The organism is Bacillus sp. FSL P2-0069, assembly GCF_038593315.1.
GTDB lineage: Bacteria > Bacillota > Bacilli > Bacillales > Bacillaceae > Bacillus > Bacillus safensis.
The window spans coordinates 1,494,713-1,515,551 of the sequence record NZ_CP151984.1 but is presented as its reverse complement, the minus strand read 5'-3'; the positions used below and the strand labels follow the sequence as shown (position 1 = coordinate 1,515,551).

Annotated in this window: 22 protein-coding genes; all 22 read right to left on the bottom strand. The window is 42.6% G+C overall.

Features of this window, described 5'->3' with window-relative positions; genetic code table 11:
* Window positions 1-73 precede the first annotated feature (73 nt).
* The 22 genes from NSQ34_RS07690 to sdaAA all read right to left on the bottom strand — a co-directional run bounded on the left by NSQ34_RS07690 (window position 74) and on the right by sdaAA (window position 20,822).
* On the bottom strand, window positions 74-349 hold the full coding sequence (locus NSQ34_RS07690) for a FlhB-like flagellar biosynthesis protein (protein ID WP_003211418.1): 276 nt from the start codon (window positions 347-349) through the stop codon (window positions 74-76).
* Entirely contained in the window at window positions 346-2,085 is a 1,740-nt protein-coding gene (locus NSQ34_RS07685) for a glycosyltransferase (protein WP_176967435.1), read from the bottom strand. The genes NSQ34_RS07690 and NSQ34_RS07685 overlap by 4 nt, the downstream gene beginning before the upstream one ends.
* Window positions 2,086-2,111: 26 nt before the next feature.
* Window positions 2,112-2,876: a ribonuclease HII gene (locus NSQ34_RS07680; protein WP_098676872.1), complete on the bottom strand. Its 765-nt coding sequence runs from the start codon at window positions 2,874-2,876 to the stop codon at window positions 2,112-2,114.
* Between the two features lie 76 nt (window positions 2,877-2,952).
* The gene (ylqF, locus tag NSQ34_RS07675; protein WP_024424188.1) at window positions 2,953-3,801 is read right to left on the bottom strand and encodes a ribosome biogenesis GTPase YlqF; all 849 of its coding nucleotides are present in this window, start codon (window positions 3,799-3,801) and stop codon (window positions 2,953-2,955) included.
* 89 nt (window positions 3,802-3,890) lie between these two features.
* Entirely contained in the window at window positions 3,891-4,238 is a 348-nt protein-coding gene (gene rplS / locus NSQ34_RS07670; RefSeq protein WP_008354510.1) for a 50S ribosomal protein L19, read from the bottom strand.
* A 137-nt stretch (window positions 4,239-4,375) separates the two neighbouring features.
* A complete protein-coding gene (trmD, locus tag NSQ34_RS07665; protein ID WP_024424189.1) occupies window positions 4,376-5,110 on the bottom strand; it encodes a tRNA (guanosine(37)-N1)-methyltransferase TrmD in 735 nt (244 codons plus the stop codon).
* A complete protein-coding gene (rimM, locus tag NSQ34_RS07660) occupies window positions 5,107-5,631 on the bottom strand; it encodes a ribosome maturation factor RimM (RefSeq protein ID WP_024424190.1) in 525 nt (174 codons plus the stop codon). The genes trmD and rimM overlap by 4 nt, the downstream gene beginning before the upstream one ends.
* Window positions 5,632-5,639: 8 nt before the next feature.
* Window positions 5,640-6,026, bottom strand: coding sequence for a YlqD family protein (locus NSQ34_RS07655; protein ID WP_024424191.1), 387 nt, complete (start codon window positions 6,024-6,026; stop codon window positions 5,640-5,642).
* A gap of 103 nt (window positions 6,027-6,129) precedes the next feature.
* Window positions 6,130-6,375, bottom strand: a complete 246-nt coding sequence (locus NSQ34_RS07650) for a KH domain-containing protein (protein WP_024424192.1) — start codon at window positions 6,373-6,375, stop codon at window positions 6,130-6,132.
* The gene (rpsP, locus tag NSQ34_RS07645) at window positions 6,375-6,647 is read right to left on the bottom strand and encodes a 30S ribosomal protein S16 (RefSeq protein WP_008344841.1); all 273 of its coding nucleotides are present in this window, start codon (window positions 6,645-6,647) and stop codon (window positions 6,375-6,377) included. Before rpsP ends, NSQ34_RS07650 begins: the two co-directional genes overlap by 1 nt.
* A gap of 105 nt (window positions 6,648-6,752) precedes the next feature.
* Window positions 6,753-8,093 (bottom strand): signal recognition particle protein, encoded by a 1,341-nt coding sequence (ffh, locus tag NSQ34_RS07640; RefSeq protein WP_041117374.1) that lies wholly within the window; start codon window positions 8,091-8,093, stop codon window positions 6,753-6,755.
* Between the two features lie 13 nt (window positions 8,094-8,106).
* Entirely contained in the window at window positions 8,107-8,439 is a 333-nt protein-coding gene (locus NSQ34_RS07635; protein WP_012009935.1) for a putative DNA-binding protein, read from the bottom strand.
* 143 nt (window positions 8,440-8,582) lie between these two features.
* Entirely contained in the window at window positions 8,583-9,569 is a 987-nt protein-coding gene (gene ftsY / locus NSQ34_RS07630; RefSeq protein ID WP_024424194.1) for a signal recognition particle-docking protein FtsY, read from the bottom strand.
* A gap of 21 nt (window positions 9,570-9,590) precedes the next feature.
* Complete coding sequence (gene smc, locus NSQ34_RS07625) at window positions 9,591-13,151, bottom strand: chromosome segregation protein SMC (protein ID WP_342501064.1); 3,561 nt, start codon at window positions 13,149-13,151, stop codon at window positions 9,591-9,593.
* Between the two features lie 105 nt (window positions 13,152-13,256).
* Window positions 13,257-14,000: a ribonuclease III gene (gene rnc, locus NSQ34_RS07620; RefSeq protein ID WP_008344850.1), complete on the bottom strand. Its 744-nt coding sequence runs from the start codon at window positions 13,998-14,000 to the stop codon at window positions 13,257-13,259.
* A gap of 181 nt (window positions 14,001-14,181) precedes the next feature.
* On the bottom strand, window positions 14,182-14,415 hold the full coding sequence (gene acpP / locus NSQ34_RS07615) for an acyl carrier protein (protein WP_003212028.1): 234 nt from the start codon (window positions 14,413-14,415) through the stop codon (window positions 14,182-14,184).
* 81 nt (window positions 14,416-14,496) lie between these two features.
* Window positions 14,497-15,240: a 3-oxoacyl-[acyl-carrier-protein] reductase gene (gene fabG, locus NSQ34_RS07610; protein WP_025092570.1), complete on the bottom strand. Its 744-nt coding sequence runs from the start codon at window positions 15,238-15,240 to the stop codon at window positions 14,497-14,499.
* Window positions 15,240-16,184, bottom strand: coding sequence for an ACP S-malonyltransferase (fabD, locus tag NSQ34_RS07605; RefSeq protein ID WP_024424197.1), 945 nt, complete (start codon window positions 16,182-16,184; stop codon window positions 15,240-15,242). Before fabD ends, fabG begins: the two co-directional genes overlap by 1 nt.
* A gap of 16 nt (window positions 16,185-16,200) precedes the next feature.
* Entirely contained in the window at window positions 16,201-17,199 is a 999-nt protein-coding gene (gene plsX / locus NSQ34_RS07600) for a phosphate acyltransferase PlsX (protein ID WP_024426965.1), read from the bottom strand.
* Between the two features lie 15 nt (window positions 17,200-17,214).
* Window positions 17,215-17,781 carry a transcription factor FapR gene (gene fapR / locus NSQ34_RS07595; RefSeq protein ID WP_024424199.1) on the bottom strand — a complete coding sequence of 189 codons (567 nt, stop codon included), beginning with the start codon at window positions 17,779-17,781 and terminating at the stop codon, window positions 17,215-17,217.
* Between the two features lie 112 nt (window positions 17,782-17,893).
* Window positions 17,894-19,942, bottom strand: a complete 2,049-nt coding sequence (gene recG, locus NSQ34_RS07590; RefSeq protein WP_024426964.1) for an ATP-dependent DNA helicase RecG — start codon at window positions 19,940-19,942, stop codon at window positions 17,894-17,896.
* The gene (gene sdaAA, locus NSQ34_RS07585) at window positions 19,920-20,822 is read right to left on the bottom strand and encodes an L-serine ammonia-lyase, iron-sulfur-dependent, subunit alpha (protein WP_024424200.1); all 903 of its coding nucleotides are present in this window, start codon (window positions 20,820-20,822) and stop codon (window positions 19,920-19,922) included. The genes recG and sdaAA overlap by 23 nt, the downstream gene beginning before the upstream one ends.
* Window positions 20,823-20,839: the final 17 nt, after the last annotated feature.

The window sequence follows — 20,839 nt, the reverse complement described above, 5'->3', positions numbered from 1 at the left end:
AAAATCCTTCTAAACATTCAAACTTTTATTTTATTAAAAATATAAATTTTTCAGCCAAATCACTTTTTTTACCTTATTTTTTCATTTTTTGATCTAATCTGTAGATAAACGAAAAAATTTCTGCTACAGTATCGTATAACGCTTCGGGGATCTCCTCATCTAATGTTAAATGTCGCATGAGTTCGACTAAATTACGGTCTTCCTGGATTGGGACTCCCGACTTTTTTGCTTCTTCAATAATATGATCTGCCACATAGCCGCTGCCTGTTGCAACGACTTTTGGCGCTTTTTGTTTTTCTTCATCGTAATGCAGAGCGACCGCTCTTCTAAGCGGTTTTGAATCCTTCATACTCGTAAGTCCAGCCCTTTCTCGCTGATTTTATGAAAGTGTTCATCTAGAAATTGAGACGGATCTACTGGCTCTTGTCTCTTTTTTGCTGTAATTCCCGTTAAACTGTATCCTAGAGCATTTAAATTCTCCCGAACAGCCGGAATCATCGGATTAATGGTTCCTTGCAGTTCATGGGCTGTCTCGACAGTAATAGACATGACCTTTTGCTGAATCGTACAGTCTATTAAGGTTTCTTCAAGGTTTTCCATGTTTAGATAAAACATCAGGCGGCACTGAGAAATATCAATAGAGCCATCTTTTTTCTTATGTCCCTTTAGTATAAAGGTTAAATCTTGAACACTATGTTTTGAGAAAAGAGGATAGGAAACCATCATTTGACTGACGGTTTGGTTCTCCTGCTGCACAAATAACTGCCCATTCAATCTATGAAATAATTGATCCACTTCTTTTTTAACGTGCTCTGGTAAATCCGCCTGCTTCACATCATTCAGCACAAGCTTTAATTGGTGCAGCTCCTGACTTTTGACATCCTGGCTGCCTTTTTCGAGCAGTTTCAGCATACCGATTTCATCACGTACACCAATTGCCTTTTTCATCGTCATAAGTAAATCGAGCACATCAGTTTTATTGCTTAATGTTGGTTCAGTCTGCTGCACCACCTGGGCCAAAGCTTTTGCCTCTCTTTTTGACAGGAAGGGAAACTCTTTTTGAAGCACAGCTCCTTTTGCGTCAGGCTGAGATCCTGCCTGCTGGAGCCCTTGCAGCAATGCTGTGAGCTGTTTTAAGTTGGGCTCTTTCTGCCCGTCTGCACCTTGTTTCATCAAGCTTGTCAGTATCCGCTCAATTTGCTGAAGCGGAATTTGCAGCGCTGTTGGACTTGTTGACTGCTGCTGCACGTTTGTCTGAAGAACTTGGGACGGCTGACGCTCTTGAACAATTGGGGCAAGACTATTTTCTTTTTGCTGAGACGGATTGAGCGGAGTCGTTATTGGTGAATTGCCGTCTTGCTTCGCCACGCCTTCTCTCGCTGCTAGAAGGACCGATAAGAGCTTTTCTGCATGGACGGCTGTCTCTGCATCTACAACTGACCGAACGGCTTGTATAAGGGTTTGTGTGGCATCTGTGTGCTTCGGAAGCTGTGTTAATTGATTTAATAGCGCTGTTATATCCTGGTGAAGGGCAGAGGATGATTTTACGGCTAAAATAGATTGAAGCACCCCTTGCTGGATCGGTAAATCTTTCTTTAAAGCAAAGAGAAGTGACTGGAGCCCTTTCTTCACATCAGCTCCTTGAAGCTGTTCGATCCACTTCACTGCCGTTTTTAACTCTCCTTCGTTGATGACCGGCTTTTCCTTTAAAAAAGCTGTAGCCGTCAGCATGTTTTCAATCCCATTTTTCAGTGAGAGACCTTCTAATAGTTTGGCTGCTGCATCCTTTAATGTCTTAGGATCTTGATCAAATTGCTGAACGGGTCTTAGTTTATTGAGGCTGCCTCCACCCTCTTGTTCAAATTGGAACCAATAAAACGCGTCTGCTTTAAGCTGAGCCGCCAGCTGTGCTTTTATTTTCGTTGAGCCTATTTGAACAAGGGCTGTATCATCTCCAAGCATTTTTAGTACCTTGCCGAGAATCAGCCGATGAACATTATCCTTCCCTTCGGTGTTTAATGGAACCGATTCGGCCGTATTCAGCCGGCTATTCAGTGCTGTATGTATGTCCTCAACTCTTGCCATCACAGGCAGCCTCCTTAGATTAAAATTTATGATATAACAGATTTCACCGGCGCAAACGATAAACGGTGGATTGGGGTAGCACCATGTGTTTGAATCGCAGCCAGGTGCTCTTTCGTTCCGTACCCTTTATGTTTTTCAAATTGATACTCAGGATATTTACGCCCGTACTCTTCCATCATCTGATCCCTTGTCACCTTCGCAATACATGCACCTGCTGCAATGGATGCACTTTTTGCATCTCCTTTGATGATATTCTCTTGGTGGGTAGAAAGCGGGAGTGTCATGGCATCTATGAGTAGATAATCAGGTGTATGAGTTAACTGCTCTACAGCTCTTACCATCGCCAGTCTTGATGCTTCATAAATATTGATTTCATCGATCGTAGCCGCATCAACAATGCCGATTCCGATATCAAGTGCTTCTTTTTGAATTAAATCATAATAAGCCAATCTTTTTTTCTCAGATAATTGCTTTGAGTCGTTTAAACCGAGCAGGACTGTCTCTTCCTTTAATATAACGGCTGCTGCCACAACTGGGCCGGCAAGCGGTCCTCTTCCTGCTTCATCTATTCCAGCAATACATGTGTATCCCTGCGCCTTTGCTTTGTTTTCAAATTGCAGCATGTCATGCCATGCTGCGTGAAGTGCTTGCTGCTTTTCTCTCTTTTTGTGCCAATTTTCTATTAGTTTTTGGACACTTTTTCTCGTATCATCTTTCACAAGCTCGCGAATGTATGACTCGTCGCCTGCATGCTTTTCTATTAGTTCTTTTATTTGTTTCACCGTGTACATAGGCTTTTTCGCAGCCTCCTTCTTTATATCGGCAGTTTTTCGCAAAAAATAAAGACCCGCATGAGCTGCGTGTCTTTTAGCTTTCAGGCTTCTCAAAAGTGAGGGGACCAAATTTTTCTGTTCGAATATCCCGAATAATGATTTCGGTGGTTTTGTCATAGTTAATGAATCCCCCGCTCATTAGACAGCCGCGCTTAGTGCCAATTGCATCAAACAGCTCAACCGTATCTTCAGGTATCTCCGCTAGGTCATAGCGTTTTTTTAATCGCTCTGGGTAATTCTCTTCTAGAAAACGAAGTGCATACACAGCGACATCCTGTAAGTTAATGATCGAATCTTTGATCGCTCCAGTCACCGCAAGCCTGAGTCCTACCTGCTCATCTTCAAACTTTGGCCAGAGGATTCCAGGGGTATCGAGCAGTTCTAGTTCTTTCCCTACCTTCACCCATTGCTGTGATGTCGTAATCCCAGGCCGGTCTCCTGTTTTGGCAATGTTCTTTTTTGCTAAACGATTGATTAAGGTCGATTTGCCGACGTTGGGAATCCCGATAATCAGTGCTCGAATGGCACGTGGTTTGACGCCTTTTGCTTTCATGCGGTCGAATTTTTCTTTTAAAATTTCTTTTGAAGTCGTGATGATCTGATTTAACCCTTGTCCATCGACAGAGTTAATGGCAAGTGACCGAACGCCTTGCTGCTCAAAATGCGCCTGCCACTCCTTTGTCATACGAGGATCTGCTTTATCTGCTTTGTTTAAGAGCATGATTTTGGGTTTGTTTTGAAGGATTTCTTCGATCATTGGGTTTCTAGAGGACATCGGAATTCTTGCATCGGTTAATTCAAATACGATGTCGATGAGCTTTAATTTTTCTGTGACTTCACGTCTTGCTTTTGCCATATGGCCTGGAAACCATTGAATCGTCATATGTGCACCTTCTTTCTTCTACCATTATCTTTATACATTGTACAAAAAAAGAGCCTGTTACAGGTAACAAGCTCTTTCCTTTGATATCATTATCGTCTGATTTCTTTGATACGAGCCGCTTTACCGCGAAGTTCACGTAGGTAGTAAAGTTTCGCACGACGTACCTTACCGTGACGTACAACTTCGATCTTAGCGATTTTTGGTGTGTGTACAGGGAATGTACGCTCAACGCCTACACCGTAAGAGATCTTACGAACTGTGAAAGTTTCGCTGATTCCACCACCACGACGCTTAATTACAACACCTTCAAAGATCTGGATACGCTCACGAGTACCCTCGACAACTTTAACGTGTACACGTAAAGTGTCACCAGGACGGAACGCAGGAAGATCAGTGCGTAATTGTTCTTTTGTGATTTCTTCAATCAAATGTTGCATCGTTTTCAACTCCTTCCAACAGATGCTCATGTCCTCTTTCTTCATTGCAGCGGAACATCGTTTTCAAACTTGGATCAGCAAGCCGTCCAAGTCACAAGTAGTATCATACCATACCTCTATGCCGTGTGCAATACAATCTAGTCATTATGAAGCTGCCAAAGCCATCTTTTTTCTTCATCCGTTAATGTTTTGCAAGAATCGATCAAATCTGGTCTTCTTGTATAGGTTCGCTTCAAGGATTCTTTGCGCCGCCACTCTTCAATTTTGGCATGATTTCCAGAGAGAAGCACGTCCGGCACTTTTAGTCCTTTATAATCAGCTGGCCTTGTATAGTGCGGGTGCTCAAGCAGACCTGTACTGAATGAATCTTCGATGTGAGACGCTTCTTTTCCAAGCACATGAGGCAAAAGCCTGACCACACTGTCTGCAATCATCATCGCTGGCAGCTCTCCGCCTGTGAGGACGAAATCTCCGATTGAGATCTCATCTGTGACAAGATGCTCCCTGATGCGCTCATCGTAGCCTTCATAGTGGCCGCAAATGAACATAAGATGCTCTTCTTTTGCAAGTTCTTCTGCTTTCTTTTGTGTATATCTTTCCCCTTGAGGACAGACAAGAATGATTCGGGGTTTCGTGCTTGCTTTTTTCGTTAAATCTTCTACCGCATCAAATACGGGCTGCGCTTTCAGTACCATACCAGCACCGCCGCCATACGGATAGTCATCCACTGTTTTATGCTTATGATCCGAATACTCTCTAAAATTGACGACTTGAAATGAGACAGCTTCTTTCTCCTGTGCTTTTTTTAAGATCGATGAGTGAAGCACACCTTCGAACATTTCAGGAAAAAGGGTTAAGAAATCGATTTTCATTCGTCAATAAGTCCTTCCATCACTTCAATGTGTACGGTTTTGGATGAGATATCGATCTTTTTGACGACAGATGGTATATATGGAATGAGGGCATCTTTTTTGCCTTTTCTTCCAACCACCCACACATCATTTGCCCCTGGCGTAAGGATTTCTTTGATTTGGCCGATCAGCTTGTCCTCTTCATCGTATACTTCACAGCCAATGATTTGGTGGAAATAAAATTCTCCTTCGTCTAATGACCCAAGATGTTCTTTTTCTACCTTTAAGATTGATTCTTTCAAATGCTCTGCTTCATTTAATGAGTTGATTTCTTCAAATGTGAGCAAATCAAACTGTTTGTGCTGGCGATGTGATGCGACAGTCACTTTCAGCGGCTCGCTTTGACCTTGCTTAAAAATATAGAGGACGCTTCCCTTTTTGTAGCGCTCTTCTGGGAAATCTGTCTTTGACACGACACGTACTTCTCCGCGCACTCCGTGTGTATTGACGATCTTTCCAACATTCAACCATTCTAGCTCCATGTTTTCAATCACCCCTGACGTATTTCCACAATGGTGCCGTCTTTCACGACGATGACATTATCTTGCATCTTGTCATCCCATTTATCACCTATTTTTACTTCAACCAGTGCATCCACTTCTGTTTCTTTCATTTCACTTCCAAGCGGCAAAATATGCAGCTGCTCTACTTGAAAATCAATTTGCCGGATCTTCTCTTGCCTTTTATCGATCGCTTTTTGAAATTGAGGGATGGCTTCTTGCTGATGTGGTTCTTTTTCATGTTTTTTTAATTGAAAATATAGTTGATTGCATTCACGTTCTAGTCTTTCTTTTTTCTCCAAAAAAGTCGTTAACAGTTTGTCCTTACTGCTTTCAGTTAATACTTGCATCACGGTGACATGTTGAATGATCTGCATCTTCCTTTTTGTCCCCCTATCCGAAGGCATTTGTCCTCTACAGTATAACGAAAAATAGATTTAAACGTGTAAAAAAAGGGGAGGTCCTAAGCCCTCTCCCTTTTTAGTCAGCAATCTCAAGTTGAACTTTCTTAGAAGACTCTGCACTTGCTGCAAAAATGACTGTTCGTATCGCTTTTGCTGTACGTCCCTGCTTTCCGATCACTTTTCCGGTATCTTCAGCATTGACAGACAGTGTGTAAATCACCTGCTCATCTTTTTCTAATGAAGATACGTGAATATCTTCAGGGAAATCAACAAGTGGCTCGACGATGGACACAATCAATTCTTCCAAGGACAGCTCATTCATTATTTGCTGTTTTTCGCATTATGAAATTTTTCAAGAATTCCTTGGCTTGAGAAAAGATTGCGAACTGTATCAGATGGTTTCGCACCATTTTGAAGCCATTTAAGCGCTAATTCTTCGTTGATTTTCACCTCAGCTGGTGATACCACTGGGTTGTAAGTTCCAACTGTTTCAATGAAACGACCGTCACGTGGTGAACGAGAATCTGCTACAACAATACGATAGAAAGGAGATTTTTTTGCTCCCATACGTTTTAAACGAATTTTTACTGCCATTTTACTAGCACCTCCGAAAATATTTCAACAAGATAGTATATTAACAATGATAAAAGGGTTTGTAAAGTGTTTTTTCTTAACAACGGTTTTATCATGTATAACCAATTACATAAATGGTAATTTAAAGCCCTTTTTCTTTCCTTTGGACATGTTGGTCATTTGCTTCATCATCTTTTTCATTTCATCAAATTGCTTTAAAAGGCGATTGACTTCCTGTACAGATGTTCCGCTTCCTTTTGCAATCCGTTTTCTTCGGCTTGCATTGATGACCTCTGGCTGTTCTTTTTCCTCGGTCGTCATTGATTTAATGATCGCTTCGATATGATTGAGCTGCTTTTCGTCTACTTGGACGTTTTTGAGCCCTTTCATTTTACCGGCTCCCGGCATCATTTGGATCAGTTCATCAAGTGGACCCATATTCCGAACTTGGCCAAGCTGCTCGAGGAAATCATCGAGCGTGAAGCTCATTGTCCGCATTTTTTGCTCAAGCTCTTTCGCTTTATCTTGGTCGACGTTTGCCTGTGCTTTTTCAATCAGCGTGAGCACATCTCCCATGCCAAGAATTCTTGATGCCATCCGCTCCGGATGGAATGGCTCAATCGCATCAAGCTTTTCTCCTAGCGCAGCGAATTTAATCGGCGTGTTGGTGACAGCTCGAATAGAAAGTGCTGCACCGCCTCTTGTATCACCGTCTAGTTTTGTTAGAACGACACCTGTTAAACCAAGCTGTTCATTAAAGCTTTTCGCGACATTGACCGCATCTTGACCTGTCATAGAGTCAACAACTAGGAAAATTTCTTCTGGATTTGCTACTTCTTTTACTTTCTGAAGTTCATCCATTAATTCTTCATCGATATGAAGACGTCCTGCTGTATCTAAAATGACATAATCATGGTGTTCTTCTTTCGCTTTTTCAATTGCCTGTTTGGCAATTTCGACAGGGCTGACTTGATCACCTAATGAAAACACCGGCATATCAAGCTGTTTCCCAAGCGTTTGAAGCTGCTGGATCGCTGCTGGTCGGTAAATATCAGCAGCTACCATCATCGGCTTGCGATTATGTTTTTTGCGAAGTAAATTGGCAAGCTTCCCTGTTGTGGTTGTTTTACCTGCCCCTTGAAGACCAACCATCATAATAACTGTTGGAGATTTTTTCGCTACAGCGATCTTACTCTCTTCTCCGCCCATTAATTCAGTGAGTTCTTCTTTTACAACTTTAATGACCTGCTGTCCAGGGGTAAGGCTTTTCATGACCTCTTGTCCAACTGCCCGCTCACTTACTTTTTTCACAAAGTCTTTGACTACTTTAAAATTGACGTCAGCTTCAAGAAGGGCAAGGCGTACCTCGCGCATCATTTCTTTTACATCTTGTTCTGACACTTTTCCTTTGCCGCGGATTTTTGAAATCGTCTGCTGCAGTCGGTCGGCTAATCCTTCAAATGCCATACTGTGCCGCCTCCTAATCTAATTTCTCAAGCGATTCAATTAAAGCTTCTGCTTCTTCTGTTTGCGCAGAATCAGCTACAAGCTCTCTCATTTTTTTGAGAAGTTCTTTACGCTCTTTAAATTTCTTAAACAAGAGCAGCTTTTCTTCATATTGTTCAAGCATCGCTTCAGTCCGTTTAATATTATCATAAACAGCCTGCCTTGATACTTCATATTCATCCGCAATTTCACCGAGGGAAAAATCGTCTAGGTAGTAAAGCGACATGTAGCTCTTTTGCTTTGCGGTCAACAACGATTGATAGAAGTCAAACAAGTAATTCATTCTCGTTGTTTTTTCAAGCGTCATGGGCTCTCTCCCCTTTGTTAAGTTCATTCCCTTTACATCAACTAAGTTTACACGGTTCTCTTCTGTGTGTCAAGTTTTTATCTTGTCACTTCATGAAGCTACGCATAAATAAAAATGCCAGCAGATTTGCCGGCATTTTTTTGTTAGTCTTGTTGATCAATTACGTCTGAGAATAATCCATACACATACGATTCTGCATCAAACTCTTGCAGATCGTCCACCTTTTCACCTAAACCGACAAGCTTCACGGGAATGTTCAGCTCATTTCGAATCGCAAGAACAATTCCGCCTTTTGCAGTACCGTCAAGCTTTGTTAAAGCAATCCCTGTCACATTTGTCGCTTTAGAAAATTCCTTAGCTTGTGCCATTGCGTTTTGACCCGTTGTCGCATCAAGAGCGAGCAATACTTCATGAGGTGCATCTGGAACCTCGCGTTCAATGACTCTCTTGACCTTCTCCAGCTCTTTCATCAAGTTGACTTTGTTTTGAAGTCTTCCTGCTGTATCGCAGATGAGGACATCCGCATTTTTCGCTTTTGCTGATTGAACGGCATCATAGATCACCGCTGCTGGATCAGAGCCTGCCGTTTGTTTGACGACAGGAACACCTGAACGTTCTCCCCACACTTCAAGCTGCTCGATGGCACCGGCACGGAACGTATCACCTGCTGCTAAAATGACGGATTTCCCTTCATTTTTCAGCTTATTTGCAAGCTTGCCGATAGTCGTTGTTTTCCCAACACCGTTGACGCCTACAAATAAAATGATATTCAAACGCCCGTCTTCAATGTTCAGCGCAGAGATTTGTTCCTCTCCGCTATTGTAGATATCAACCAGTTTTTCAGAAATGACCGCTTGTACTTCGCTTGGGTCTTGAATGTTTCTTAATTTCACTTCTTTTTTCAGCTCATCAATCAGTTCCATCACAGTTGTGAAACCGACATCAGCGCCGATCAGAACCTCTTCCAGCTCTTCAAAAAAGTCTTCGTCGACTTTGCGGTAGCGGGAAATCAGTTCATTTACTTTTCCTTGGAAGGAGTTTCTCGTTTTTTCGAGTCCATCTTTAAACTTTTCTGATACTGAATCGGTTTGCTGTGTAAATTTTTCTTTTAATTTCTTAAAAAAGCTCATTGGTTCAAAAACCTCCTTTAATTACTGGACAAGCTCTTTCGTTTCTTCTAGTTTGACAGATACAAGCTTAGAAACACCTGATTCCTGCATGGTCACGCCGTAGAGCACATCGGCTTCTTCCATTGTTCCCTTGCGGTGCGTAATGACAATGAACTGTGTTTCCTGGCTGTATTTCTTTAAATATTGCGCAAAACGGAAAACATTTGCCTCATCAAGCGCCGCTTCTACCTCATCTAACACGCAGAATGGAACAGGTCTCACTTTTAAAATAGAGAATAGTAAAGCGATCGCTGTTAAGGCTCTCTCTCCGCCTGAAAGAAGGCTTAAGTTTTGCAGTTTTTTCCCTGGCGGCTGCGCGACAATATCAACGCCAGAGTTGAGTAAATCATTTGGATCTGTCAGCTTAAGATCTGCTCTTCCGCCGCCAAATAATGCTTGGAAAACAGATTCAAAGTGACCGCGGATTTGAGAGAATGTCTCAGAGAAACGCTTTGTCATCTCTTGATCCATTTCTTCGATGACTTGGAATAATGTATTTTTCGCTTCTGTCAGATCATTTCGCTGTTCTGTTAAGAAGAGATAGCGTTCATTCACACGTTCATACTCGTCAATGCTGCCTAAGTTTACTGTTCCAAGCTCTTCAATGGCTAGTTTGATCAGCTTCACTCGTTTTCTTGCTTCATCTGGCGATAACGTCAACTGATACATCTCTTTTGCTCCTTCAAATGAAAGAGCATATTCATCGTTCAAATAAGCGATCAGGTTATCGAGCTCGACTTCCATACGGCCAAGCTTAATTTCTTCATCTTTTAAGCTTGTGGTGAGCTGCTTATACAAACGTTTTTGTTCTTTAAGCTCACGTTCAGCAAATTCTAATGTTTCAGAAAGAGCGAGACGCTGCTTACGGCGCTCTGAAATGAGGGCGGTTGTTTTGTTTTTGTTTTCCAGCTTCTCTTTCGCCGCTTCTTCCAGCTGTTCGGCTCCGCTTGAACTAGATGACATTTCACTTGTTAAGAGTGACAGATCTTCTTTTGTTTCCATCAGCGTCTGTTCAGCTTCTTCTAATTCAGCCATTAAGCTCGAAAGCTTTTCTTGTTCATTCGCTAAGGACTGCTCTTTTTTGGCAAGCGAGATTTTCAGCTCTGTTAATTCAGCTGAAATGGTTTCCTTCGTTGAGCTTTGCGTCTGCTTACGCTTTGTTAATGTATTGATCTCTTGATCAAGAGCCGTCAGTTTCTCACCTATAGAGGTTTCAAGAGCGACCTGCTTTTTGTCCTTATCCGCGAGTTCAGTAGAACGCTGTTGCAATTCTTCTTTTTCTTGATCATAGAGTTCAAGATGAGCATTGATATTTTTTTCTGCAACTTGCAGTTCGTATAGCTTCCCTTTGAGATCTTGCTGCTTTTCACGAAGCGTTTCGCCGCGCTGACGCAGTTCGTTTAATTGGCTTTCGTTAACCCCGATCAATTGCTTCGTTTCTTTTGTTTCCTTTTCAAGGATCGTTGTTTTCTCTTCCATTTCAACGAGCTGCTTTGTTAACGTTTCGATCTCCCGGTTTCTTGAAAGAAGAGAGTTGTTCTTTTTCTTAACGCCGCCACCGGTCATTGAACCGCCGGGGTTTACGACATCTCCATCAAGGGTCACGATGCGGTAACGATGTCCAAGCATTTTCGCCAGTTCATTGGCGCCTTTTAAGTCTCTAACGATCAGCACAGTGCCAAGTAAATTCTGAATCACCTTTTGATACTTTTCGTCAAAGGAAACGAGGTGACTCGCTACACCGATAAATGCAGCGTGCTGCTCTGCTGTTTGAACGTCTCTGAGCTGAATGGTTCTTTCTTTGATCACGTTCATTGGCAGGAAGGTTGCGCGTCCAAAGGAGTGCTGCTTTAAGTATCCAATGGCTTGTCTCGCAGCTGCTTCATTTTCTGTGACGACATGCTGCGTAGCTGCACCTAGCGCAATTTCAATCGCAGTCTCATGCTGCTGATCCGTTTGAATCAGCTCTGCAATGGCACCGTGAATACCGCCTAACCGTTCTTTTGCCTTTAAGACTTCTTTGACTCCTTGGAAAAAGCCTGAGAAGTCTTCCTGCATGGATTCAAGCATCTCTTTTTTAGATTTTGCCTGCTGTACGTATTGATAGGCTTGGTAAAGAGCCGTTTCTTTTTTCTCGTATTGACGTCTCATTTGCTCAAGTTTTTGTTCTGCTTCTCTAAAACGTTTTACTTGAGCCAGAATGTCTTCTTCCAGTGCTGATAGCTGCTGCTCAGCTTCTGTTTTCTTTTCTTTAACAGACACTCGTTCTTCGATATGTTTTTGGTTATTTTGCGTCAGCCGCTCTAGCTGCATCGCCGCTTGGCGCTGCTGTTCTTCTAGTAATTTACGTTCATTTCGGATGGAAGCCTGTTCATTGAGCAGATCAAAATAATCACTTTTCAGCTGTTCAATTTGACCTTCCACATCTTCGCTATGAAGCGACAGTTGATGCTGTTTTGTTTTCACTTCATCTTTTAGCTGGTGCACTTCTTTTTGCAGGCTGTCACGCGTGATTTTCTGCTGCTCAATCTTTTCGGTTAACAGCGCCTGCTTTTCAGTTAAGCGAACGAGCGTTTCTTCAAGCTGTCCTTGGTTTGCGGCCGCATTTTTTTTCCGTTCTTTTAGCACTTCTTTTTTTCCTTCAAGCTTTTCTAATTCCTCACTTGTGAAAAGAAGAACTTCTTGCAGGTCATTAATTGATTCGTCAAGCGCTTGAATGCGGTCTCTCGACTCTTCAATTTTGGCTTCTTTTGCTTGGATATCTGTAGACTGCTTCATTTCATCTTGTTTGAAGCGCTCGACTGCTTCACCAAGTGTTGTCCATTTTTCATGAAGAGCTTCGATGTCATAGACAGTTAGGGCGATTTCGACATTTTCAAGCTCTTCTTTTTTTTGCAAATAGTCCTTTGCAATAGAGGCTTGCATTCTTAATGGCTCTACTTGATCTTCTAGTTCATGCAGAATATCTTCTACTCGGTTTAAGTTGTCCTGCGTTTCAAACAGTTTATTCTCGGCTTTTTTCTTTCTTGTTTTATATTTCAAAACGCCAGCCGCTTCTTCAAAGATGCTTCTTCTCTCTTCTGCCTTGCTTGATAGAATTTCCTCTACCTTTCCTTGGCTGATGATTGAAAAAGCTTCCTTTCCAAGACCTGAATCCATGAAAAGATCAATAATATCCTTTAAGCGGACAGATTGATTGTTTATGAGAAATTCACTTTCTCCTGAGCGATAGACCCTTCTTGTCACACTGACTTCGTGAAAATCGATCGGTAAAAAGTGATCTTCGTTATCTAACGTTAAAGTCACCTCTGCTAGATTGACTCTTTTTCTTGAGTCACTTCCTGCAAAAATAATATCTTCCATTTTTCCTCCGCGGAGGCTTTTCGCTGATTGTTCTCCAAGTACCCAGCGGATGGCATCGGTAATATTACTTTTGCCGCTTCCGTTTGGTCCAACAACAGCTGTGACCCCTTTAACAAAGTCCACGGTCACTCGCTGTGCAAATGATTTGAATCCTATCACGTCTAGACGTTTGAGGAACATGAGAGTGATCCTCCTTATGTATTTAAAGTACTATCATCTTACCATATGAAGTGAAAAAAGATGATGGAAAACAGAGTGAAATCCCCCTGAATAACGAGGGGGATTTTATTGGTTCATATGATGTTTCTGCAATTTAGCAAGTGCTTCCTGTGCAGCGTGCTGTTCTGCTTCTTTTTTAGAGCGTCCATTTCCAATTCCGAGCACTTCACCTCGAAGGGATACATTTGCTTCAAATTCCCGGTTATGTGCAGGCCCTTTTTCATGCAGGATGCGATATTCAAGCACACCTTTTCCATCGCGCTGTACAAATTCTTGCAGCTGGCTTTTAAAGTCCATGACGTGCGAGAACGCTCCATCATTAATTTTCGGATAAACGTACGCTTCTAGGAACCTTTCAACCGGCTCAAGCCCTTGATCTAAATAAAGTGCACCGATAAACGCCTCGAATACGTCCGCTAAGAGTGCTGGGCGTTTTCTGCCGCCTGTCATTTCTTCGCCTTTTCCTAAAAGAACAAGGTCTCCGAAGGACAGCTCGTGTGCCAGTGATACAAGTGACGGTTCACATACGATCGCCGCTCTTAGTTTCGTTAAATCTCCCTCGCTCATCGCTGGATATTTTGCAAATAAGAATTGAGAGATGGTCAATTCTAAAACAGCATCTCCTAAAAATTCAAGTCTTTCATTGTCCTCGTATGGTTTTTTCCGGTGTTCATTCACATAAGAGGAATGGGTAAAGGCTTGATATAGAAGCTTTTCATTTTTAAAGTGTACAGAAATGCGCTGCTGGAATTCTCTAAATTGCTCTAGTTTTTTGCTCTGTTTCTGTTTGTCTTTATATTGTTTTGGCATAGCAACCTCCAGGTAGGCGTAATCGCCTTTAAGGATACTGATTATATGGAGTCTCTCTTTCTACATGCAGGGAAACAGTGCTCCCAGCATCTGAAAAAGGCTGACAATTGATCAGCTGAATGTGTTGAAACTAACATAAATTTTCAAAGTCCCGTCGAAAGTAGACGGGACTTTGTTACGCTTATTGCTGGCTATTTATGTAGTTCACAGCGTCACCGACTGTTGCAATTTTTTCAGCATCTTCGTCAGAAATTTCCATATCGAACTCATCTTCAAGTTCCATAACTAGCTCAACTACATCAAGGGAATCAGCGCCTAAATCTTCTTTAAATGAAGCTTCCATTTTCACGTCAGCCTCATCAACGCCAAGGCGGTCTACAATAATTTTTGATACACGCTCTAATACGTCTGCCATTGCCTTTCACCTCCCCTCAAAGTATTATAGTTGAATTGTTTTTAAAAAACTAGAGAAAACCTAATGAAATTTTGATATTTCTTAGGACATGACCATTCCGCCATCTACTTGGATGGTTTGGCCTGTAATATAACCTGCTCCTTCTGAAGCTAAAAAGACAACGACGTTGCTAATATCTTCAGGTGCACCAAAGCGTGCGAGCGGAATTTGCTTGAGCATTTCCGTCTGTACATTTTCATCAAGTTTGTCTGTCATATCTGTTGAAATAAAGCCTGGTGCTACTGCATTAACAGTAATATGACGGGTTGCCAGCTCTTTTGCTGTTGTTTTCGTTAATCCGATGACACCAGCTTTTGCTGCAACATAGTTTGCTTGTCCAGGGTTTCCACACACACCAACGACTGAAGCCAAATTGATGATTCTTCCGCTTCTTTGCTTCATCATTTGACGTGTCACGGCTTTTGTACAGTTAAAGACACCTTTTAAGTTTATGTTAATGACATCATCCCATTCATTCTCTTTCATTCTCATGAGCAGATTGTCCTTTGTGATCCCTGCATTATTCACAAGAATGTCAATTGAACCAAAGGTATCAATTGCTTGTTTCATCATGGATTGTACTTCTTCAGCATTTGAGACATCAGCTTTCACAGCAAATGCCTGCTGGCCGAGTGCTTTGATTTCATCTACGACTTCATTTGCTTTTGCTTCGTTTCCAGAATAGTTCACGACAACATTTGCACCACTTTTCGCTAGATCGATCGCGATGGAACGGCCAATCCCGCGTGATGCTCCTGTTACAACGGCTGTTTTATTTGTAAGCATCAAGAATCCCCCTTGAGTGTTTGAATGGCTGCTTCAATTGTTTCTTGATCTGAAACGGAAATCGTCGTCAGGCGGCGATTCACTTTTTTCACAAGACCTGAAAGCACTTTGCCAGGACCAATTTCAATAAATGTTGTGACGCCTAAATCAATAAGGCGTTCCACACTTTCTTCAAAACGAACTGGAGAATACAGTTGTTCAATGAGCTTTGTCTCAATTTCATCACGAGAAGTCACGATGTCTGCTGTTACGTTTGAGATGACCGGAGTTTTGGCATCCGCAATATCCAGCTTTGACAAAACATCTGTAAATTTTTCAGCGGCTGGTTTCATTAATGCAGAATGGAAAGGTCCGCTTACTTCAAGGGCAATTGCACGTTTTGCGCCTTTTTCTTTCGCTTTCTCTGAAGCAAGTTCTACTCCTTTGGCTGTACCAGAGATCACGATTTGACCAGGACAGTTTAAGTTAGCGAGCTCTACAAGGTGACCGCTCTCTGTCACTTCTTTTGTCACTTCTTCAAGTGCCGCTTTGTCTAAGCCAAGAATTGCTGCCATGGCGCCTTCTCCTGCTGGAACAGCTTCATTCATTAATTCTCCGCGCTTTCTGACTGCATAAACAGCATCTTTAAACGAAAGTGCGCCTGCTGCAACGAGGGCAGTGTATTCACCAAGACTGTGTCCTGCTGCATAATCTGCTTTGATTCCGCTCTCTTCAAATTTCTTTAAGATGGCGATACTTGTCGTTAAAAGAGCTGGCTGCGCGTTAAAGGTGAGCGTCAGTTCTTCTGCATCCCCTTCAAAAATCATAGAAGATAAGTCAAACCCGAGGGTATTGTCTGCTTCTTCAAAAACAGCTTTAGATACTGCTTCTTGGTCAAATAAATCTTTTCCCATGCCAATTTTTTGAGAGCCTTGGCCAGGGAATAAAAATGCAATTTTAGTCATGCTGCTTTACCTCCAATTAAGACTCTTTCGTCGTTTCTTTTTGGACTTCTTGATGAATGATGGCTGAAACGTCTTTTTCTACGATATCACGCGCCTGACGAATTGCATGGAAAATGGCATTTTCATCAGAAGAGCCGTGCGCTTTAATAACAGGTGCCTTTAAACCAAATAAAGCGGCACCGCCATATTCGGAGTAATCCATTTTAGATTTCATCTGCATCAATTTCGGCTTCATCATGCCTGCTGCTATTTTTGCTGTGAAGCTGGATGTTAAAGTTTCTTTCAGCATTTTAAAAACAGAAAGGGCTGTGCCTTCAATTGTTTTAAGCGCAATATTTCCTGTGAAACCATCTGTGACAACAACGTCAGCAACACCTTCTAATAAGTCACGGGACTCTACATTCCCTACGAAATTCAAGTCTGATGCTTTTAATAATTCAAAGGTTTTTTTCGTTAAATCGTTGCCTTTTTTATCTTCTGTTCCTACATTTAACAGTCCAACACGCGGATTGCTCTTTGGGAAAACACGCTCTGCGTAGATGGATCCCATCATGGCATATTGCACGAGATGCTCTGGTTTTGCATCAACGTTGGCACCAACATCTAGTAATAAGAAGCCGCTGCCATCCAGTGTTGGCAAAGTTGGGGCAAGGGCTGGTCTGTCAATACCGTCAATTCTGCCTACGATAAACAGTCCCGCTGTCATGAGGGCGCCAGTATTTCCTGCTGAGATGCAGGCATCTGCTCGTCCTTCGGACACTTCCTGCGCCATTTTCACCATAGATGAATCCTTTTTACGTCTGACTGCACGCACTGGTTCATCCGTCGGTTCAATGACTTCTTTTGCATCTAAAATCGTGATGCGGTCGTTGTTTGTTATGTATGGTTTAATTTTGTTTTCATCGCCGACAAGTGTAATCTCGATATCTGAAAATGCTGTTAAGCTTTTTTGCACACCGTCAATAATGGCTTTAGGGGCATGATCTCCCCCCATTGCATCGACTGCAATTCTCATATTACGTGCCACCTTTTACTTTTGTTTTGAGCGATACATGACGAAGTCACCTGAGAAGACAACTTCCTCACCAACATAGCTGTTTACTTCAACTACGGTTCTTCCTTTTTCTTTATCATGTGAGGCTACTTTGGCTTTAGAGACGACTCTTTCGCCTTGTTTCACCTGCCTTGTAAACCTGATATTCGCTTTTGCTGTCAAAGCCAGTTCATCGTCAATGACGGCAACTGCCAGCGAATTTGCCTGGGCGAAGAGATGATGTCCCCTGGCAATTTGGTTTCGGCTGAATACATGCTCTTTTCTCACTTCTAAAATGGAAATGGCTTGATCATCAAGCTCTACATCAATCATTTCTCCAATCACTTCATCCAGTGGAAGTGACTTTACTTCATCCTCTAATGTCTTTTCGGCCACATGCTTAATTCTTTCGCGTAATTCAGGGATTGACAGCTCTAAACGATCAAGACGAACCGTTTGTATGCTGACACCGAATTTACTTGCCAATTCTTCATCAGTAATGAATGGAGTCGAGCTGATCGTTTGCTGGAGAAGCTTTTGACGTTCTTTTTTATTTAGTTTCATATGCAGACACCATCCGTACATTTATGACTAGGTACTAATAGTAGTATATAATCTCATAGATGATAAATCAATCCTTGTTTCAAAAAGACAAGAAAATTCCTCCAGCGTTTGATCAGCTTAATTTATCTCCACCCAGCACACCGCTGTCTATCAGCGTTTGCCGAAGTTCTTTGTATTCGGGATCAGTCCAAAAGGCGTCCGATTGGACAAGATCTGCTGCATCTTTTCTAGCTGTTTCCAGCGCTCTATAGTCGTGAACCATATCTGCTACCTTAAATTCTGGCATCCCGCTTTGTTTTTTACCGAAGAAATCGCCGGGTCCTCTTAGTTCTAAGTCCTTTTCAGACAGCTCAAAGCCATCGGTTGTTTCGGACATGATCCGCATCCGCTCTTTCCCTGTTTCGGATTTTGGATCAGCCATTAAAATACAAAATGATTGATGCTCTCCTCGTCCGACCCGGCCTCTTAACTGATGAAGCTGAGACAGTCCGAAACGGTCTGCATCATAAATGACCATGATGGTTGCATTCGGCACGTTGACCCCGACTTCAACAACTGTGGTTGAAACGAGAATTTGTACTTCATTTGCGGTAAAGGCTCTCATGACCTGATCTTTTTCATCACTCGCCAGCTTCCCATGCATTAAGCCGATTGACCACTTGCCGCGGTATGCCTCAGTGAGCATGCTATGGACATCAAGCGCATTTTGCACATCCAGCTTGTCTGATTCTTCAATGAGCGGACAAATGATATATGCCTGTCTTCCTTTTCTCAGCTCTTTATCCACAAAAGCAAGAATTCTCTCAAGCATGTCATGCTTCACCCAATACGTTTCGATTTGTTTTCTGCCAGCTGGCAATTCATCAATGACGGATACGTCCATTTCTCCAAAGACAGTGATCGCAAGTGTTCGCGGAATAGGTGTGGCCGTCATAAACAAGACATCTGGGTCCTGTCCTTTACTTCGCAGTTTTTTCCGCTGCTCTACGCCAAACCGGTGCTGTTCATCTGTAATGACAAGACCGAGCTGCTGAAATTCGACTTCGTCTTGAATGAGTGCGTGCGTGCCGACTAATATGTCAATCTCGCCTTCTTTTAAACGTTCAAGCAATTCTCTGCGTCTCTTTCCTTTCACAGAGCTTGTCAAAAGGGCGATATTCAGCCCCCATTTTTCAAACAGCTGGTAAAGTGAATCGGCATGCTGCTCTGCCAAAATTTCTGTTGGGACCATTAATGCACCTTGAAAACCTGATAAATGAGCGGCATAAAGCGCAATGGCTGCAACAGCTGTTTTCCCTGAACCTACATCTCCTTGAAGCAGCCGGTTCATTCGATATGGAGACGCCATGTCCGACATGATTTCATCAAGTACTCTTGATTGTGCCTTCGTCAGCGGAAATGGCAGGCTGTTAACAAACTCAAAAACAGCCTCTTTGGAAAACGGATGCTGGATGCCTGATGTTCTCTCTCGTTCTTTCTTTCTAATCGCCTGCATCTTCAGCTGAAAAATGAGAAATTCCTCGTACACAAAACGGCGTCTTGCTTGCTTGAGCGAGTCCCTTGTTTCTGGAAGATGAATGGCTTTTAATGCTTCCTGATAGGACATGAGTTTATAGGCAGAGACAAGCTGCTTTGGCAATGGATCTTCCGCTTTGTCTGCATAAAGTGACAAGGCCTGCTTTACAAAGCGCCTCATCATTTTCACGGTCACATTTTCTTTTACTGAATAAACGGGCTCTATACTGCCATCTTGCTCGTGCGTCCCTTTTTTAAATTCCTGCACCATGATAGATTGACGGTTTTTATCCCATTTTCCTGTAACGGAAACTGTATCACCTAACACAAGGCTTCGTTTTAAATATGGGCGATTGAAACAAATCGCTGTAATGAGAAAACGCCCGACAAGCAGCCTGAATGTCAGCCTGCTTCGTTTTTTTCCATAATAGGTGAGAACGGGCTCACTATGTACTTTTCCTTCAACTGTGACACGTTCGTCATGCTTGACTTCTTCTAAGTTACGAAGCTCATAGTCGTCATATCGATAAGGAAAGTAGCCGAGTAAATCGGCTACTGTGTAGATTCCAAGTTCATTGAGTGTTTTTTCGGTTTCCTCTCCAATCCCCTTCAGGACAGAGACATTATCTTGCAGTTTCTGTATCACGAGATGAGGTCACACCTCCGAAAATCTTCTTTTCAAGCTCTCTTGCTGTCGGTGTCGCAGCGAGACCGCCTTGTGCAGTTTCGCGAAGAGCTGTTGGCATCGTTTGACCGATTTTGTACATCGCATCAATGACTTCATCACAAGGAATGCGGCTTGTGATGCCAGCAAGAGCCATGTCTGCTGCGATCATGGCGTTAGATGCACCCATTGCGTTTCGTTTTACGCAAGGTACCTCGACAAGTCCCGCTACTGGATCGCAAACAAGTCCAAGCATATTTTTCAGTGTAATCGCCATTGCTTCTGCAGATTGCTGCGGTGTACCGCCTGCCATCTCGACAATCGCTGCTGCCGCCATACCTGATGCAGAACCTACCTCTGCCTGACAGCCGCCTGCTGCACCGGAAATGCTCGCGTTATTCGCCACAACAAAACCAAATGCGCCAGAAGTAAATAGAAATCTGACCATTTGTTCCTTTGTTGGCTTTAATGTTTCTTTTACTGCAAATAACGTACCTGGTACAACACCTGCTGAGCCTGCTGTAGGCGTTGCACAAATGGTTCCCATTGCGGCATTGACTTCATTTGTTGCAACTGCTTTACTGACCGCATCTAATATCGTATGACCAGACAGTGTTTTGCCTGATGCGATATAGGCTTGAAGTTTGACCGCATCTCCGCCTGTTAACCCTGATAATGATTTCACACCCTTCAGCCCGTTTTCAACGGCCTGCTCCATCACTTCTAGGTTGCGGTACATCTGCGAGAAAATTTCTTCACGTGACTTCCCTGTCACTTCCATTTCTTGCACAATCATAATTTCTGAAATGGAGGTATTCCGTTCTTCTGTTAGCTGCACGAGTTCTTTGACGTTTTTAAACATCATTCATAACCTCCTTG

Excerpts from the sequence above, each read along its gene's own strand:
- NSQ34_RS07690 (WP_003211418.1), bottom strand. The coding sequence starts at position 349 with ATGAAGGATTCAAAACCGCTTAGAAGAGCGGTCGCTCTGCATTACGAT.
- NSQ34_RS07685 (WP_176967435.1), bottom strand. The coding sequence starts at position 2,085 with ATGGCAAGAGTTGAGGACATACATACAGCACTGAATAGCCGGCTGAAT.
- NSQ34_RS07680 (WP_098676872.1), bottom strand. The coding sequence starts at position 2,876 with ATGTACACGGTGAAACAAATAAAAGAACTAATAGAAAAGCATGCAGGC.
- ylqF (WP_024424188.1), bottom strand. The coding sequence starts at position 3,801 with ATGACGATTCAATGGTTTCCAGGCCATATGGCAAAAGCAAGACGTGAA.
- rplS (WP_008354510.1), bottom strand. The coding sequence starts at position 4,238 with ATGCAACATTTGATTGAAGAAATCACAAAAGAACAATTACGCACTGAT.
- trmD (WP_024424189.1), bottom strand. The coding sequence starts at position 5,110 with ATGAAAATCGATTTCTTAACCCTTTTTCCTGAAATGTTCGAAGGTGTG.
- rimM (WP_024424190.1), bottom strand. The coding sequence starts at position 5,631 with ATGGAGCTAGAATGGTTGAATGTTGGAAAGATCGTCAATACACACGGA.
- NSQ34_RS07655 (WP_024424191.1), bottom strand. The coding sequence starts at position 6,026 with ATGCAGATCATTCAACATGTCACCGTGATGCAAGTATTAACTGAAAGC.
- NSQ34_RS07650 (WP_024424192.1), bottom strand. The coding sequence starts at position 6,375 with ATGAATGAGCTGTCCTTGGAAGAATTGATTGTGTCCATCGTCGAGCCA.
- rpsP (WP_008344841.1), bottom strand. The coding sequence starts at position 6,647 with ATGGCAGTAAAAATTCGTTTAAAACGTATGGGAGCAAAAAAATCTCCT.
- ffh (WP_041117374.1), bottom strand. The coding sequence starts at position 8,093 with ATGGCATTTGAAGGATTAGCCGACCGACTGCAGCAGACGATTTCAAAA.
- NSQ34_RS07635 (WP_012009935.1), bottom strand. The coding sequence starts at position 8,439 with ATGACGCTTGAAAAAACAACGAGAATGAATTACTTGTTTGACTTCTAT.
- ftsY (WP_024424194.1), bottom strand. The coding sequence starts at position 9,569 with ATGAGCTTTTTTAAGAAATTAAAAGAAAAATTTACACAGCAAACCGAT.
- smc (WP_342501064.1), bottom strand. The coding sequence starts at position 13,151 with ATGTTCCTCAAACGTCTAGACGTGATAGGATTCAAATCATTTGCACAG.
- rnc (WP_008344850.1), bottom strand. The coding sequence starts at position 14,000 with ATGCCAAAACAATATAAAGACAAACAGAAACAGAGCAAAAAACTAGAG.
- acpP (WP_003212028.1), bottom strand. The coding sequence starts at position 14,415 with ATGGCAGACGTATTAGAGCGTGTATCAAAAATTATTGTAGACCGCCTT.
- fabG (WP_025092570.1), bottom strand. The coding sequence starts at position 15,240 with ATGCTTACAAATAAAACAGCCGTTGTAACAGGAGCATCACGCGGGATT.
- fabD (WP_024424197.1), bottom strand. The coding sequence starts at position 16,184 with ATGACTAAAATTGCATTTTTATTCCCTGGCCAAGGCTCTCAAAAAATT.
- plsX (WP_024426965.1), bottom strand. The coding sequence starts at position 17,199 with ATGAGAATTGCAGTCGATGCAATGGGGGGAGATCATGCCCCTAAAGCC.
- fapR (WP_024424199.1), bottom strand. The coding sequence starts at position 17,781 with ATGAAACTAAATAAAAAAGAACGTCAAAAGCTTCTCCAGCAAACGATC.
- sdaAA (WP_024424200.1), bottom strand. The coding sequence starts at position 20,822 with ATGTTTAAAAACGTCAAAGAACTCGTGCAGCTAACAGAAGAACGGAAT.